Source organism: Alkalibacillus sp. S2W, assembly GCF_046764385.1.
Lineage (GTDB): Bacteria > Bacillota > Bacilli > Bacillales > Alkalibacillaceae > Alkalibacillus > Alkalibacillus almallahensis.
The window spans coordinates 1251306-1267670 of record NZ_CP177234.1 but is presented as its reverse complement, the minus strand read 5'-3'; the positions used below and the strand labels follow the sequence as shown (position 1 = coordinate 1267670).

General features: G+C 38.0%; 16 protein-coding genes. 3 read left to right on the top strand and 13 right to left on the bottom strand.

What is annotated here, in order from left to right:
- Nucleotides 1-12: 12 nt before the first annotated feature.
- Nucleotides 13-3582, bottom strand: coding sequence for a chromosome segregation protein SMC (gene smc / locus ACKXGF_RS06835; RefSeq protein ID WP_411955430.1), 3570 nt, complete (start codon nt 3580-3582; stop codon nt 13-15).
- Nucleotides 3583-3765: 183 nt separating this feature from the next.
- On the opposite strand from smc, the gene ACKXGF_RS06830 reads away from it, so the two are divergent.
- The gene (locus tag ACKXGF_RS06830; protein ID WP_167259995.1) at nt 3766-3987 is read left to right on the top strand and encodes a DUF1128 domain-containing protein; all 222 of its coding nucleotides are present in this window, start codon (nt 3766-3768) and stop codon (nt 3985-3987) included.
- 40 nt (nt 3988-4027) lie between these two features.
- Here ACKXGF_RS06830 and rnc read toward each other — a convergent pair whose 3' ends face one another.
- The 9 genes from rnc to sdaAB form a co-directional block, all read right to left on the bottom strand.
- Complete coding sequence (gene rnc, locus ACKXGF_RS06825; protein ID WP_411955429.1) at nt 4028-4744, bottom strand: ribonuclease III; 717 nt, start codon at nt 4742-4744, stop codon at nt 4028-4030.
- 22 nt (nt 4745-4766) lie between these two features.
- Nucleotides 4767-5000, bottom strand: a complete 234-nt coding sequence (locus ACKXGF_RS06820; protein WP_411955428.1) for an acyl carrier protein — start codon at nt 4998-5000, stop codon at nt 4767-4769.
- 40 nt (nt 5001-5040) lie between these two features.
- Complete coding sequence (gene fabG / locus ACKXGF_RS06815) at nt 5041-5781, bottom strand: 3-oxoacyl-[acyl-carrier-protein] reductase (RefSeq protein ID WP_411955427.1); 741 nt, start codon at nt 5779-5781, stop codon at nt 5041-5043.
- Entirely contained in the window at nt 5781-6725 is a 945-nt protein-coding gene (gene fabD / locus ACKXGF_RS06810; RefSeq protein ID WP_411955426.1) for an ACP S-malonyltransferase, read from the bottom strand. Before fabD ends, fabG begins: the two co-directional genes overlap by 1 nt.
- A complete protein-coding gene (gene plsX, locus ACKXGF_RS06805) occupies nt 6718-7731 on the bottom strand; it encodes a phosphate acyltransferase PlsX (RefSeq protein ID WP_411955425.1) in 1014 nt (337 codons plus the stop codon). The genes fabD and plsX overlap by 8 nt, the downstream gene beginning before the upstream one ends.
- Nucleotides 7732-7746: 15 nt before the next feature.
- The gene (gene fapR / locus ACKXGF_RS06800) at nt 7747-8310 is read right to left on the bottom strand and encodes a transcription factor FapR (RefSeq protein ID WP_411955424.1); all 564 of its coding nucleotides are present in this window, start codon (nt 8308-8310) and stop codon (nt 7747-7749) included.
- 70 nt (nt 8311-8380) lie between these two features.
- Complete coding sequence (gene recG, locus ACKXGF_RS06795) at nt 8381-10417, bottom strand: ATP-dependent DNA helicase RecG (protein ID WP_411955423.1); 2037 nt, start codon at nt 10415-10417, stop codon at nt 8381-8383.
- Nucleotides 10418-10423: 6 nt separating this feature from the next.
- The gene (gene sdaAA, locus ACKXGF_RS06790) at nt 10424-11308 is read right to left on the bottom strand and encodes an L-serine ammonia-lyase, iron-sulfur-dependent, subunit alpha (RefSeq protein WP_167260493.1); all 885 of its coding nucleotides are present in this window, start codon (nt 11306-11308) and stop codon (nt 10424-10426) included.
- 20 nt (nt 11309-11328) lie between these two features.
- Nucleotides 11329-11991 (bottom strand): L-serine ammonia-lyase, iron-sulfur-dependent subunit beta, encoded by a 663-nt coding sequence (gene sdaAB / locus ACKXGF_RS06785; protein WP_167259981.1) that lies wholly within the window; start codon nt 11989-11991, stop codon nt 11329-11331.
- A gap of 184 nt (nt 11992-12175) precedes the next feature.
- On the opposite strand from sdaAB, the gene ACKXGF_RS06780 reads away from it, so the two are divergent.
- Nucleotides 12176-13438 carry an NCS2 family permease gene (locus ACKXGF_RS06780; protein ID WP_411955422.1) on the top strand — a complete coding sequence of 421 codons (1263 nt, stop codon included), beginning with the start codon at nt 12176-12178 and terminating at the stop codon, nt 13436-13438.
- Between the two features lie 351 nt (nt 13439-13789).
- Here ACKXGF_RS06780 and ACKXGF_RS06775 read toward each other — a convergent pair whose 3' ends face one another.
- Together ACKXGF_RS06775 and ACKXGF_RS06770 are read right to left on the bottom strand one after the other, a co-directional pair.
- The gene (locus ACKXGF_RS06775) at nt 13790-15454 is read right to left on the bottom strand and encodes a DAK2 domain-containing protein (RefSeq protein WP_411955421.1); all 1665 of its coding nucleotides are present in this window, start codon (nt 15452-15454) and stop codon (nt 13790-13792) included.
- 30 nt (nt 15455-15484) lie between these two features.
- Nucleotides 15485-15844 (bottom strand): Asp23/Gls24 family envelope stress response protein, encoded by a 360-nt coding sequence (locus tag ACKXGF_RS06770; RefSeq protein ID WP_167259975.1) that lies wholly within the window; start codon nt 15842-15844, stop codon nt 15485-15487.
- Nucleotides 15845-16035: 191 nt separating this feature from the next.
- Here ACKXGF_RS06770 and rpmB point away from each other — a divergent pair, with 191 nt between their 5' ends.
- Nucleotides 16036-16224, top strand: a complete 189-nt coding sequence (rpmB, locus tag ACKXGF_RS06765) for a 50S ribosomal protein L28 (protein ID WP_411955420.1) — start codon at nt 16036-16038, stop codon at nt 16222-16224.
- 54 nt (nt 16225-16278) lie between these two features.
- Here the strand turns inward: rpmB and spoVM are convergent, their stop codons facing one another.
- On the bottom strand, nt 16279-16359 hold the full coding sequence (gene spoVM, locus ACKXGF_RS06760) for a stage V sporulation protein SpoVM (RefSeq protein WP_167260491.1): 81 nt from the start codon (nt 16357-16359) through the stop codon (nt 16279-16281).
- Nucleotides 16360-16365 lie beyond the last annotated feature (6 nt).

Sequence of the window (16365 nt, the reverse complement as noted above, 5' to 3'; positions counted from 1 at the left end):
ACCCATTACACTCTAATTATATATCATCTCTTCAGTCTCTTCCAATTTAACTGAAACCATCTTTGATACACCTGACTCTTGCATCGTGACGCCATAAAGAACATCGGCATACTCCATTGTCCCTTTACGGTGTGTAATTACGATAAATTGTGTTTGTGCGGAAAATTCTTTTAGATATTGAGCAAAACGAATAACATTTGCTTCATCTAAAGCAGCTTCAACTTCATCTAGTACACAGAACGGAACGGGTCTAACGCGTAAGATCGCAAATAATAATGCAATTGCGGTAAGAGCCCTTTCTCCACCTGATAAGAGGCCAAGCTGTTGTAGCTTCTTGCCTGGTGGTTGGGCAATGATATCGACACCCGTTTCTAATAAATTATCCGGATCTGTTAGTTTCAGTTCAGCATGTCCACCACCAAATAAAGACTTAAATACTTTAGTGAACTGTTCTTGAATTTGGCTAAATGTTTCGCTAAACTTCCGCACCATTTCTTCGTCCATCTCACCAATGATGCCATTTAGAGTCTCTTTAGCTTCTAGTAAATCATTACGTTGATCAGTCAAGAACGTATAACGTTCCTGAATGCGATCATATTCTTCTATCGCACCAAGATTAACGTGACCTAAGGCTTTAATATCTTGTTTAATCGTCTGTACCGATTGTTTTGCCTCTTCAATATCATCTGATGGTCCATATTCTGACTTCGCCCGTTCAAATGTCATAGCATATTCATCTTGCAATTGTTGCAGACGATTTTCAAGTTCAACATCTAAACGATTAGCCTGAACTTCTTGTTTCTGTAATTGTTGACTTTTCTCATCGTATAAACGATTTTTTTCTTTTACCTCACGTTCTAGGTCATCTTTCAACTGACGTTGCTGCTCACGTTGCTCTTTGGCATCATCTAATTGTGTATTAACATTGACTAAGCGTTCACGATGGTTACTTAATGAGTCCGATAAACCTTCGACCGTTTCAGCTTTTTCATGTGATGTTTGTAATTCATTTAATTCTTGTTCCAATTGTTCTTTTTGTTGTTTTTCTTCTTCTAAAGATCCTTTTAATTGCTCCAAGCGCTCTTCTTGGTTACGGACATCACTATCTTGTTCAGCTAGTTTAATTTGCAAATGATTAAGTTGATCTTGCTGCTCGTCTTGCTCAGCCTTATAAGAAGATTGATTCTCAGTTAAATCATCAATTCGCTGTTTTAATGTTGCTGCTTGTTCATCTTGATTTGAAAGTGTTTCATTTAATTGCTTCAACTGTGTCTGAAATTGATTTTTATCATCTTCATATTGTTTCGTTTCTTGATCATACACTTCTAATTGGTTGTTAATATGATCTAACTGGATACGGTTCGATTGTTTAGCTTGTTCGACTTCTTGTAAAGATTGATTCAAAGTGTCACATTGTTGTTCAGCATCAAGACATTCTTGTTTGATCGTCTCTAATTGTTGACGTTTAGATGATAATCCTGATTTAAATTGTTCTGTTTTGGTTTCATATTGTTCTAACTTCGTCTGTACATCTTCTAATTCTCGCTCACGGGTGAATAACGAAGCTTGTTGATTTTGCTTCTTAGCACCACCGCTCATTGAACCACCTGGATTGACGACGTCGCCTTCTAAAGTCACCAGTCGATACCGATGATTAATAGCTTTAGCCATGGCATTAGCATCTTTAAGTGTTTCAGCCACGATTATATTACCTAATAAATTATCTGCGATCGAACGATAGGTTTCCTCTACTGTCACAAGTTCTGAAGCCACACCAATAAAGCCGTCTAACTTCTTTACAGTATTATAGACCTGGTCACCTACCCAACGTGATTTCATAGTCGTTAATGGGAGTAACGTTGCGCGACCGCTTTTAGCTTGTTTTAAAAAGTGGATCGCATCACGAGCATTTTTATCGTTTTCAACAACAATATGCTGCGCTTGTCCACCTAAAGCTGTCTCAAGGGCTGTCACATAATTCTGATCAACATCGATTAATTGGGCAACTGCACCATGAACTCCTGACAACTTCCCTTTTTCTTTCGCTTGTAAAATCGATTTAACCCCGTAATAAAATCCACTATACGATTCTTTCATATCTTCTAACATATCTTTTTTCGAACGTAATTGTTCGATCATTCGATAGGCTTGGTTAAGTTTATCGTCATCAGCTTGAATCTCTTCTTGTAAAGCATCACGTTTAGATTTTTGATCCTCGAAAATATCACGTTTCGTTTGCAATTCCTTATTTAACTCTGTTTCTTTTTGTTCGTTTTCTGCTAAAGTTCTTTCAAGTTGTTCACGTTCATTTAACATTTCATTGAAACGCGTGTCTAACCGTTCTTTTCGTGCTTCTAACTGTTCTAATTGCTTATCAATGGAATGTTTCTCATTTCGATTAGCTGCTTGTTCATTCAAAAGATCAATATATTCAGCTTTCAGTTGCTCGATGGTGTCTTCGATGTTTTCATCTCCAGACGCCATAGCTCGCTTAAGTTCATTGATTTGATCTTTTGTTTCTTGACGTGATGATTTCAGTACATTAAGCCTAGATTGATAATCGTCAAAATCAAGTTGAAGTTGATCGATTTGATTTTGATGTGATTCAATGGATTGCTCGAGCTTTTCCTTACTTTCGTCATAATGCTTAAGCCGTTCAACTAAAACATTCTTCTGTCCTTCAAGTTGTTCAATCTCTTGTGTTAAAGACAGTTTCTCATCTTGTAACTTGTTAATTTGTTGTTCTAAGTGATTAATGGTATTGGTCTTGTCTTCTAAGTTTGCTTCATCCTGTTGAATCACCGTTTTTTCTTCAGTCAATGCCGATTTAAGTTGTTCAATAGAATTTAATAATTGTTCCCAATCTTGATGAATGATTTCTATTTCTGCTACAAGTAATGAAACTTCAACTTGTTCTAACTCATCACGCTTAGTCATGTATTCTCTTGCGATATCAGCCTGCTCTTGAAGTGGTTCTAGCTGACCTTCGATTTCATGAATGATATCTTCAACACGACTTAAATTATCTTCTGTTTCATCGAGTTTCTTTTGGGCGTTTAATTTACGTTTTTTATATTTCAATACACCTGCTGCTTCTTCAAAAATACTACGACGTTCTTCTGATTTAGAGGATAGAATTTCTTCGACTTTTCCTTGGCTAATGATTGAAAAGGCTTCCTTCCCTAAGCCAGAATCCATAAATAAATCTGTAATATCTTTTAAGCGACAAGGTTGTTTGTTTAATAAGTATTCACTATCACCTGAACGGTAAACACGTCTTGTGACCGCTACTTCATCATAATCAATTGGTAATTGATGATCATGGTTATCTAAAACAAGTGTTACATCTGCAACGTTTAGCCCTTTTCGAGTATCGCTACCCGAAAAAATGACATCTTCCATTTTCGAGCCACGTAGGGATTTAGCAGATTGTTCACCTAATACCCAACGGATGGCATCAGTAATATTCGATTTGCCACTTCCATTGGGACCAACAACTGCTGTCACTCCTGGAACAAAATCGACTGATACACGTTCCGCAAATGATTTAAATCCGACTGTTTCAAGTTTTTTTAGAAACATGACTTTATACACCTACTCATTTCATGCTACACTTTAATTTATGTATACGTTAATTAATATCTATGTTCTGTTATAATTTAGAGTTGTTTTATATCTGATACGCTATGATTGTCAACCTTTACATTTTATCATAAATGAAGAGCTCACAGAAGGCTCAATACAACGAATAGGAGAAGTGATTTTATGAATTTAAACGAACCAACAGAAGAAAACCTAACATACATCATTGAAGACTTAGCTCAAGAACTACAGGTGTTAAATGCTGCCCTATTAAAACCAGGCGATTATGATCTTGATCATTACTATGATATTAAGGACATTTACGACATGGTTAAAGCTCAAGGACAAGTAAGCGTTGCAGAAATCAATGCTATTATTAATGAACTAAGTAAATATCGTAAGTAAAAAATGACCAGCCTATTGTAGGTTGGTCATTTTTCGATCATTAGTCTGTTTGTTGTAATGCTTCTTTCGCCGCTTCTTGTTCTGCTTCTTTTTTCGAACGACCGCGTCCCTCACCAATTTGATTATGATTTAAGAAAACACCTGCAATAAATTCACGATCATGATCAGGTCCTTGCTCATCAATTATCTGATACGAGACATTTTGGCCTTTCTTCTGCATTTTCTCTTGTAGCTTGCTTTTATAATCCATCACATGCGAAAAAGCACCAGGTTCAATACTTGGGAAAATATTTTCTTCTAAAAATGCTAAAGCTGATGTAAAGCCTTGGTCTAAATAAATCGCACCCATTAAAGCTTCAAAAGCATCTGCTAAGATAGCCGAACGTTCTCTGCCACCAGATACCTCTTCACCTTTCCCAAGTAATAAATATTGCCCTAAAGATAATTGTCGATTAAATTGTTCAAGCGATGGTTCGCAAACGATATTTGCACGAAATTTAGTCAATTCTCCTTCACTCATGTGAGGGTATTGTCTAAATAAATATTGTGAAACGGCTAATTCTAATACAGCATCACCTAAAAATTCTAAACGTTCATTATCTTCTAATGATTGATCTCGATGCTCATTAACATATGATGTATGCATAAAAGCTTGTTTTAATAATGATTCATTTTCAAAATAAAGATTAAAACGTTCTTGAAATTGTTTAATATCCATACTGTCACCTTTTCTAATAGAAAATGAGGATGACATCATGAGCCATCCTCTACTTTCTCAGTTACTGACTGCTGTTTATGTAATTAACAGCATCACCTACTGTATTAATTTTTTCTGCATCTTCATCGGAAATTTCTAAATCAAACTCATCTTCAAGCTCCATTACAAGCTCAACAACGTCTAATGAGTCTGCTTCTAAGTCATCTTTAAATGAAGCATTTTCAGTTACCTTTGACTCGTCTACGTCTAAACGTTCAACGATGATTTTTTTGACACGATCAAATACGTCTGCCATGTCGTTCACCTCCCTTCAAAGAACCATAATAACTTTACTATTACATGACCATACCACCATCAACATGTAAGGTCTGGCCAGTCATGTACTTCGCATCATCAGAAGCTAAAAAGCGAACAACGCGAGCGACATCTTCCGGATCACCTAGACGATTAAGCGGAATCATATCATACATTTGTTGCTTCTGATCGTCTGTTAAATCCTCAGTCATATCTGTTGCAATAAAGCCAGGAGCAACAGCATTAACATTAACATCCCGCGCCGCTAATTCTTTTGCAACTGATTTTGTCATACCAATCACACCGGATTTGGCTGCTACATAATTGACTTGTCCAGGGTTACCCATGACACCAACAATTGAAGCAACATTAACAATCTTACCGCCACGTTGCTTCATCATTTGACGTGTCACGCCTTTAATACAATTGAACACACCTTTAAGATTCGTGTCAATAACTTCGTCAAATTCTTCTTCTTTCATACGCATTAACAAATTATCTCTTGTTATTCCTGCATTATTCACCAAGATATCGACAGAACCAAATTGATCCACTGTTTGTTTGATCATGGCGGTAACTTCTTCAGAACTTGAAACATTTGCTTGATATGCTATCGCTTCTTGTCCAAATTCTTTAATCTCTTCAACGACTTCATCGGCTCTCGCTTGATTACCAGCATAGTTAACGACAACATTAGCACCATTTTTGGCTAATTCCAAAGCAATCGCTCGACCAATACCACGTGAGGCACCTGTTACAAGCGCTGTTTGACCCTCTAGCATTATGATTCCTCCTTTAAGTCAGCAATAAACGCGTTCAATTGCTCAACGTCTTGAATATTATAAATTGTAGCCCGTCGATGCACTTTTTTCACCAGACCGGCTAACACTTTACCGTGTCCTATTTCTACAAAAGCATCAACGTCTTGTTCGACCATGTTTTCAAGTGTTTGTTTGAATTTCACAGGGGAATATAATTGTTCTATTAAAAGAGAACGTATGGTTTGTTCATCTTGTGTCGGTTCTGCTGTCACATTAGCATAAACAGGAATAGCAGCCGACTGAATTGAAATTTCATCTAAGATTGCTCTAAATTGATCACTAGCTGGTCGCATTAAATCTGAATGAAACGGTCCACTCACATTTAATGGTAACGCGCGTTTTGCACCAGCTTCTTTTAACTTTTCGATTGCTTCATTAACACCGGATACCGTTCCGGAAATAACCGTTTGACCAGGGCAATTATAATTGGCGACATTAACTGTTTCGCCAGCTTCATTTACAGTTTTCGTAATCTCATGAATGGTTTCATCATCTAATCCTAAAACAGCTGCCATTGTACCTTGACCGCTCGGCACTGCTTCCTCCATCAATTTACCGCGTTTGTTAACAATTTGAATCGCATCTTCAAACGAAATGGAACCAGCAGCATATAAAGCTGTATATTCTCCTAAACTATGTCCTGCTACCATGTCTGGTTGAATACCTGCTTGACGAATTTGTTCTAAGATCGCAACACTATTTAATAATAAAGCTGGTTGAGCATTCTCAGTTTTTGTTAACGTTTCTTCTGGTCCATTTAACATTAAATCAGATAATTGATAACCTAAAACATCATCTGCACGCTTAAATAATGCTTGCACATCATCAAATTGATCATAAAATGCTTGGCCCATTCCAACTTCCTGAGAGCCCTGACCAGGAAATAAAAAGGCTAGTTTAGTCATTTTGTGACTCCTTTCCTTCATTCATTACTTCGACATCTTGTTGAATTAAATGAGTAACATCTTGGTCAACAATGCTATATGTTTGTTTAATCGCACTAAATATCGCTCTACCATTTGATGAGCCATGCGCTTTGATAACTGGTGCTGCTAGGCCGAAAAGCGCCGCACCACCATACTCTGAATAATCTAATTGATCTTTAATTTCTCTTAAATCTGATTTAACCATCCCTGCTGCTAATTTGGATTTAAGGTTTTTGGAAAAAGCAGATTTGAGCATTGAAAACATCGACATAGCCGTACCTTCTATTGACTTCAAGGCAACATTACCTGAAAAACCGTCAGTCACAACTACATCGGCGACACCTTCTAATAAATCTCGCGCTTCAACGTTGCCGACAAAGTTAATTGGGGCTTCTTCCAACATTTCAAAAGCTTGTTTGGTTAATTCAGTCCCTTTGCCATCTTCTGTTCCGACATTTAACAAACCAACACGTGGAGCTTTTACCTGTCTCACATTTTCAACGTAGACTGATCCCATAATCCCATATTGCATTAAATGTTGGGCTTTCGCTTCGACGTTGGCCCCAACATCTAATAAAAGAAATCCACTTCCATCAATAGTTGGTAACGTTGGACTTAAAGCTGGTCTCTCGATTCCTTTGATTCGACCGACTTTGAATAATCCAGTACTCATTAACGCACCCGTATTACCTGCTGAAATACAAGCATCAGCATTACCATTTTTTACCGCTTCAGCCATTAAGACCATTGAGGAATTCTTCTTCTTCTTAACGACTCGAGCAGGTTCATCATCATTCTCTACTTTTTCTGTAGTATGATGAATCGAAATTCGTTCAGACCCCTCATTTAAAAGAGGTTTGATTTGTTCTTCATCTCCAAACAAAATAAATTCAACTTTATTATAGTGATTAACAGCTTCCTTTACACCCTCAACAATAGCATTAGGTGCATTGTCACCACCCATGGCATCTATTGCAATTTTCATATCGGTTAACTCCTTTTATTCATCAGTTGATCGATACATATGAAAGCGACCATGAAAGACGACTTCTTCATCAACGTAACTCGTGACATCTACAATTGTATGGCCTTTATCATCATCACCTTGTACTTTCGCCTTCGCAATCACTCGCTCATACAATTTTACAGGACGAGTGAACCGTATATCGGATTGCGATGTTAAAGCCAAATCATCATCTATAACGGCAACAGCAAGTGAGTTAGCTTGAGCAAATAAATGATGACCTCTGGCGATTTGATTGCGTGAAAAAACGTGTTCAGTACTTATATCAATCAGTGATATAGCTGATTGATCTAATTCTAAATGTACAACTTCACCAATCACTTCATCCAATGGTAGTGCTTTAACTGTTTCATCCCATTGTTTTTCGGCAACATATTTAATTCGCTCGCGTAATTCTGGAATTGCTAATTCTAACCGATCTAGACGGATCGTTTGAATACTGACACCGAATTTATTAGCTAATGCTTCATCTGTGATAAACGGTGTTTCATCAATCAGCTGTGTCAACTGTTCTTGCCGTTCTTTTTTCTTTTGTTTCATGTCATACACCGTCCATTTTATGACTAGGTCCTAATAGTAATATATAATACGTCACCGATAGATGCAAACATTAATCAAAAATTCGTTCTTGGATTAATGGATCGGATTCAATCAATTGTTTTAATTTACTATAATCTGGATTATTCTCTAATCGATTCTCTTGCATGACACGGACTGCGTCTTGCCTTGCGACTTCTAAAGCACGGTAATCTTCTACAATATTCGCAACTTTAAATTCTGGAAGACCACTTTGTCTTTTGCCAAAAAAGTCGCCTGGCCCACGAATTTGCAAATCATGCTCTGATAACTCAAAACCATCAGTTGTTTCACTCATGACACGCATACGTTCTTGTCCGTTTTCAGTTTTAGGATCTGCCATCAAAATACAATAACTTTGATTACTACCACGCCCTACGCGACCTCGTAATTGATGTAATTGCGCTAATCCAAATCGTTCAGCGTCGTAAATGACCATCGTCGTCGCATTAGGGACATTCACGCCAACTTCAATCACTGTTGTTGAGACAAGCAATTGGATTTCATTGGCTGCAAATTGTCGCATGATATCCTCTTTCTCTTGAGCACTCAGACGACCATGCATAAGACCTACGTGAATAGAGTCTGGCATCACTTGATTTAATGTTTCATAAATTTCAACTGCATTTTGAATATCTAATTGATCTGATTCTTCTATTAAGGGGCAAATCACATAAGCTTGTTGTCCCTTACCAATCTGGTCAATCAAAAACTGGTGAATTCGTTCTGTCATTTGATGCTTAACCCAATATGTTTCAACAGGTAACCGTCCTTCTGGTAACTCATCAATAACAGATACGTCCATATCACCAAATGAAGTGATGGATAGTGTTCTCGGAATTGGGGTCGCCGTCATAAATAACACATCAGGAGTTAAGCCTTTATCACGCAATGTTTTGCGTTGTTCTACACCAAAGCGATGCTGTTCATCAATAATGACTAATCCTAATTGTTTAAAGATCGTATCATCTTGAATAAGAGCATGCGTTCCCACTAATAGATCGACTTCACCATTAGCCAATTCCTCTAAGATCGCTTCTCGTTTTTTACCTTTAATCGATCCTGTTAATAAACGAATCTTAAGCTGATCGCCGAATAAGTCATTAAGAGAATCCTCATGTTGTTCAGCTAGTATTTCGGTAGGAACCATTAGAGCTCCTTGTTGTCCTGATTGCGTTGTTGCATATAAAGCAATGGCTGCAATGACTGTTTTTCCGGAACCAACATCACCTTGTAAAAGACGATTCATTCGTGTCTCATGCTTTAAATCGTTCAGAATTTCGTCTAGAACCCTCAACTGGCTCTGGGTTAATTGGAAAGGTAAAGCATCGATAAACGTTTGAACTTTTTCTTCGTTATAACTCTTTTGAGTTCCGATAGATTGAGCTTTGTTCTCTTTTCGAATATATTGCATTTTTAATTGAAATAGAAATAATTCTTCGTAAACAAACCGGCGTCTAGCATGTTTTAAAGAGGTTTGTGAATCGGGTTGATGTAAATGACGAATAGCTTCTTGGCGTACTGGTAATTTATAGTCTTGTAAGTATTGTTCAGGTAATATTTCCTCGATTTCTTGTAAAGAGGATTTCAAAGCATAGCGAATTAATTTTTTGAGTTGATAGACTTTTAAATTCCCTTTTGTATGATACACCGGTTCTATTGATTCTGCTTCATCAAATGACTTAGGATGATACTTATGTACAGTTAATTGTAAACGGTGCATATCCCATTTGCCTGTGAGTGTCACAGTTTCGCCTGGAATTAACTTATCTTTCAAGAAATTTTGATTAAAAAACACAGCCTTTACTGCTACGACACCAACTTGAATGGTACAAGTCAGTCGTGATTTTTTCTTACCAAAAAACGACACATTTGGTTGTGAAACGACTTCGCCTTCAATCGTCGCCACTTCTTCATGCTCAATATCTTCTAAATTCTTCAGTTCTAAGAAGTCATAACGAAAAGGAAAGTGGAAGAGTAAATCTCCCACTTTAGTAATATCAAGCATTTCTAACTGTTCCTTTGTTTTATCACCCACATTGGGGATGATTTCAACTGACTCTTCTAACAACGTTCATCACTCACTTCCCATAGCAGGACCAAACACTTTTTTCGCCAACTCTCGGCCTGTAGGCGTAGCAGCTAAGCCACCTTCTGCTGTTTCTTTTAAAGCTGGTGACATGCTTTCGCCAATACGGAACATAGCTCCAATCACTTCGTCTGTTGGAATTCGACTAGTTACACCAGCTAACGCTAAATCGGCTGACACAATCGCTTGGGATGAACCCATCGCATTTCGTTTAACACACGGAACTTCAACCAAACCTGCCACAGGGTCACATACTAACCCGAGCATGTTTTTGAGTGTGATCGCCATAGCTTCAGCAGATTGTTGAGGTGTTCCACCAGCCATTTCGACCGCTGCCGCACTTGCCATACCAGCTGCTGAACCGACTTCCGCTTGGCAACCACCTGCAGCGCCAGAGATCGAGGCATTATTGGCAACCACCTGACCGAATGCACCTGAGGTAAATAAAAATCGTACCATTTGTTCACGAGTAGGATTTAACCGGGGTTTTAATCCAAATAGTACGCCTGGAACACAACCTGCACTTCCTGCTGTAGGCGTTGCACAAATCGTACCCATCGCCGCATTCACTTCATTTGTCGCCACCGCTTTACTAACAACATCTAATAGCATATTTCCTGACAATGATTCCTGTTCAGCCATATACTTTTGGATTAAAACGGCGTCACCACCTGTTAAACCAGATTTGGACTCAACCCCTTCTAATCCATCTTCTACGGATTTTTCCATAATATCTAAGTTACGTCCCATTTCAGCAAAAATTTCTTCACGAGGCTTCCCTGTTTCATCAACTTCTTGACGAATCATCACCTCTGATAATGAAATCCCATCTTCTTCAGCTTTTTGGACGAGCTCACTTACATTTTGAAACATCATGCTGTCTCACTCCTTCCCTATTCAGAAATTGTTACTACTTGTAAAATGTGATCGCAATCATCTAATTGATCCATCACATCATTTGGAATCTTCTCATCAGTCTCAATGACCATCATGGCTTCTTCTCCTGCTTCTCGCCTTGATACTTCCATGTGACCAATATTAATCTTATACTCTGCTAAAACATTTGTGACGGATGCAATAGCACCAAATCGGTCATTATGCATCACCAATATCGCTGGTGAGCTGCCGGATAAACGTAATTCAAAACCGTTTAATTCCGTAATCTCTGCTTTGCCCCCACCAATTGAAATACCGACTAACTCGAAGGTGCTTTCTTGATCACCCAATTCAATCCGAGCTGTATTCGGATGTTCTGACGAACCATCTTCTTCAATGATTTCTATGTCAACGTTTTCATCTTTAGCCAAGGCTCTAGCATCACGAATCCGTTCGTCATACGTATCAAAACCTAGTATTCCACCAATTAACGCTACGTCTGTTCCGTGACCCTGATACGTTTTAGCAAACGAACCATATAAATGGATTTTAGCCCAATCTGGTTTACGACCAAATAATTCTCGTGCCATTTTACCGATCCGAGCAGCACCTGCTGTATGCGAACTCGATGGACCAATCATGACAGGTCCAATAACATCGAAAACCGATCTGAATTTCATGCTTGGCACTCTCCTTTTCCCTTTTCCGTTATACTTCTATTCTATCGTTATTTGTCCGAAATTCCAACCGTTATTCTCTTTGGATACCCTGATTCAGTTGATATTTTAATATACAGTGCTTATAATATTGTTTGGGTTTTACAACCTGGGAGGGTGAGGGCTCACAAAAAAAGAAGGAGTCAACATGAATAATTGGCCAAATAAAAATTGGTTAAATGAAATCATCGCTGGCCTCATTGGTTATTTAACGACTGTTTACATTGTCGTGGTTAACAGCTCCATCCTAAGTGATGCCGGCATTAATCGTGAAGATGCTATGATTGCGACGATTTTAGCCAGTGCCATCGGCTGTTTACTTGTCGGTATTTGGGCTCGAGTTCCAATTATCATCATACCCGGAATGGGCGTGAATGCATTATTCGCTTACTCAATTGTTGAACAATATCAATTCACTTATGAACAAGGATTGGGTGTTGTCGTTGTTTCTGGTTTGATTTTTCTTCTCACAGCTATTACACCACTGGGTGAAGCATTTAAACAAGCTATACCAGATACTTTAAAGCATGGCATCACCATTGGACTCGGCTTATTTCTAGTCCTAATTGGTTTGGAAAACGGTGGTTTAATTGTAAGTGGTGAACATTCGATTATTTCACTCGGTGACTTTTCTTCACCGTCTGTAATCGTTAGTTTATTGTCTCTACTTGTTGGTGTCATATTGTTTGTGAAGAATGTACCAGCTAACTTTTTACTAACAATGGTCATTGGTACTGGTATTGCATATGTATTCGGCACTTTGGATACAGAACAGACATCCATCACTGCAGAAAATATTGCAAACTTCCTTGTCTTGCCAACTTTTGGACATATGGTAGATTTCACATTCTGGATAGCTGTCTTACCTTTAGCTATAGTACTCATCTTTGAGAGCATGGGATTATTACATGGCCAACTCGATATGATTGATCGTCATGAATCATTTCACCGTGCTAACAAAAGTAGTGCTATCACAGCTATGTTGAGTGGATTCCTAGGAACTTCACCTACGATCCCAGCCGCTGAAACAGCTGCTGTGACTGCAGCCAAAGGACGAACAGGTTTAGCGAGTATTGTAATTGGATTATTGTTCTTATCAACATTCTTTCTAATCCCTTATATCTCGCTCGTACCAGCGAATGCAATCAGTCCCATCTTAATCATTGTTGGTGTCTTGATGATGCAATCAATCAAACACATTAATATTGATGACATGACTGAAGCATTCCCAACATTTTTAATTATGTTTATGATTCCGTTCACGTATAGTATTGCTGATGGGATGGCATTTGGTTTTATCGCTTACCCAATTGTCAAAATCGTCTCAGGACGTAAACAAGAATTAAAACCACTCATGATTTTAATTTCAATATTATTCTTAATTGAATTTATTTTAAAAGGGATTATGTAAGAAAAAAGCTGTTTTAAGTTGATTTTATTCACAACTTAAAACAGCTTTTTAATTATTGACTCCGTTAAAGTCCGTTGTTGAAATTGTGATCCGCTTTCGGTGGACGCTTTCCGCGGGCGCGGCTCGAGCCTCCTCGGCCCAAAGGCATGGCCTGCGGGGTCTCGAGACGCGCGCTGTTCCCGTGACGGCCCGGACGGCCTAATGTCGACGTTGGTCACAGGACGTGACCGTTTTTAGTCGACCAGGAGTCGCCACCTTCGCTTCTCACAATTCAACAACTCCGTGCTTAACTATTCAAATCAACACTAAATCTAACAGTGCGTAATTTATAAATCAATATCATTTTCTATGTTATTCGACAGATAAAATATATGAATAAATAGGTTGCTGACCTTTATGCACTTCAACTTCTATTTCTTCAAAATGTTCTTCAATATATTCTTCCATACGTTGAACTTCTTCATCTGTTCCTTCTTCGCCTTGTAAAATCGTCACAATCTCGTCTTCTTCATCATTTATAAGATTATTTAATAGTTCAAAAATCGCTTCGAGTTTGTCACGATTAACAGCACTTATTGAGCCATCGATAATACCCATGAAGTTACCTTCTTGAATCTCACGACCATCAATTTGTGTATCTCGTACAGCATATGTTAGTTGCCCTGTTTTAACATGTTGCATAGCTTCACTCATCGACGTCACATTATCATCGATTGTTGCTTCTAAGTTCAACGCTAGCATGGCACTCATACCTTGAGGGACCGTTTTAGTCGGCACAACATGAACTTCAGATTCAACTAATTCATTAACTTGTTCAGCTGCCATGACAATGTTTTTATTATTAGGTAAAACAAGTACTTTCTCAGCATTAGCTTGTTCAACAGCTGTCGCGATGTCCTGTGTACTAGGGTTCATCGTTTGACCACCCTCGATCACAACCGTTGCTCCTAAACTTTCAAACATTTCCTTAATTCCTTGGCCCATGCCAACGGTAACAACTGCTAATGGTTGTTTTGGTGAATTCTTTTGTTCTTTAGGTTGTTCACCCACGATTGACGTATGTTGTTCACGCATGTTTTCGATTTTAATATTAATTAAGCTTCCATATTTTTGGGCAAGGTTCATAACCTCTCCTGGATGCTCTGCGTGAATATGTACTTTAACGACTTCATCATCAGCCACAACAAGTAAAGAATCGCCATATTCACTTAATTCATGACGGTAGGCATCTTCATCAAAAGGATTATTTTGCAATTTATCCTCTTCAAACTTTACCATAAATTCTGTACAATAACCGAATTCAATATCTTCAGTTTCCATGAAATCTTGATGCATTTTATGATGTTCAGCACTAACCATATCATCAAGGGATGGATGAGACTGTGTTTCAGGGACTTCTTCACCTTTAAGCGAAGCTAGAAATCCTTCATAAACTGTTACTAATCCTTGTCCACCACTATCAACAACGCCAACTTCTTTTAACACTGGTAATAATTCAGGTGTACGTTCAAGTGAAGCTTTAGCTTCATCCAATACAGCTGTGAAAAATTCAACCAGATCTTGATCGTCATTAGCAATGTTCTTAGCTTGATTAGCAGCGTCTTTTGCCACAGTTAAAAGCGTTCCTTCAACTGGTTTCATAACGGCTTTATATGCGGTTTCAACCCCTGATTCTAAAGCATCAGCTAAGTCTTTAACTGTTAAGGTTTCTTTCTCTTTAACACTCTTAGAAAAACCACGGAATAACTGAGATAAAATAACACCTGAATTACCACGTGCTCCCATTAGAAGGCCTTTAGCCAAAGAATTAGCCACTTCTCCAATATGATCAGAAGTTACTTTTTCCACCTCTGAGGCACCCGAAGTCATCGTTAAATTCATATTTGTTCCGGTATCTCCATCAGGGACCGGAAATACGTTTAATGAGTCAATCATTTGTGATTGGTTTGATAAGTGGTTCGCTCCTAATAAAACCATCTGAGCGAACTGCTCACCTGTTAATGTATGATTTGACACAACATTTCCTCCTTCATCCACAACAATCATCTAAGTCGTTACGCGAACGCCATGAATATAAATATTGACTGATACGACGTCTAATCCAACCATTCGTTTTAAAGCATATTTAACTTGGTTTTGGACGTTATGAGCAACTTCTGAAACTTTCGTACCGTAACTAACGATAATATACATATCAATATTTAGTTTGTCATCTTCTTGACGTACGACAACACCTTTAGTGAAATTTTCTTTACCTAAAATCTCTGATAAGCCGTCTTTTAATTGCTTTTTAGAAGCCATACCAACTATACCATAGCATTCCATTGCGGCGCCACCAGCAATTGTCGAGACAACTTCATTCGTGATCGATACTTGTCCATATTCATTATTAAATTCGATTGACATAACCATCCTCCTTGGTTGATGACGATAACTAACGTTATTTTACTATATAAGGTTTAATTTTAAAAGCTTTGTTACCCCTTTCAATCTGTCAAGTATATAAACTTGATAAGGTGAAATTCCATCGTTGAAATCAGCTCGACCATATGATAAAGTATATAAAGTGATAGAAAGAGAAGTAGGAGGGATTTTAAATGGCTCGTAAATGCAAAATTACCGGACGCAAAACGTCAACTGGTAATCACCGTTCACACGCAATGAATGCCAATAAACGTAAATGGAAATCAAACGTTCAAAAAGTACGTATCATGGTAGACGGTAAACCACAAAAGGTTTATGTTTCACCACGTGCTTTGAAATCTGGTAAAGTTCAGCGTGTATAATGTTAATCAATAAAAAACTCGCTTACAATCATGCATTGTAAGCGAGTTTTTTTGTTAATCCTTCTTCACTAACCCTAACATTGATTTGACAAGCCCACCTAAAAATCTGGGTAATTTAATCGTATGAAACGTCATCTTCCC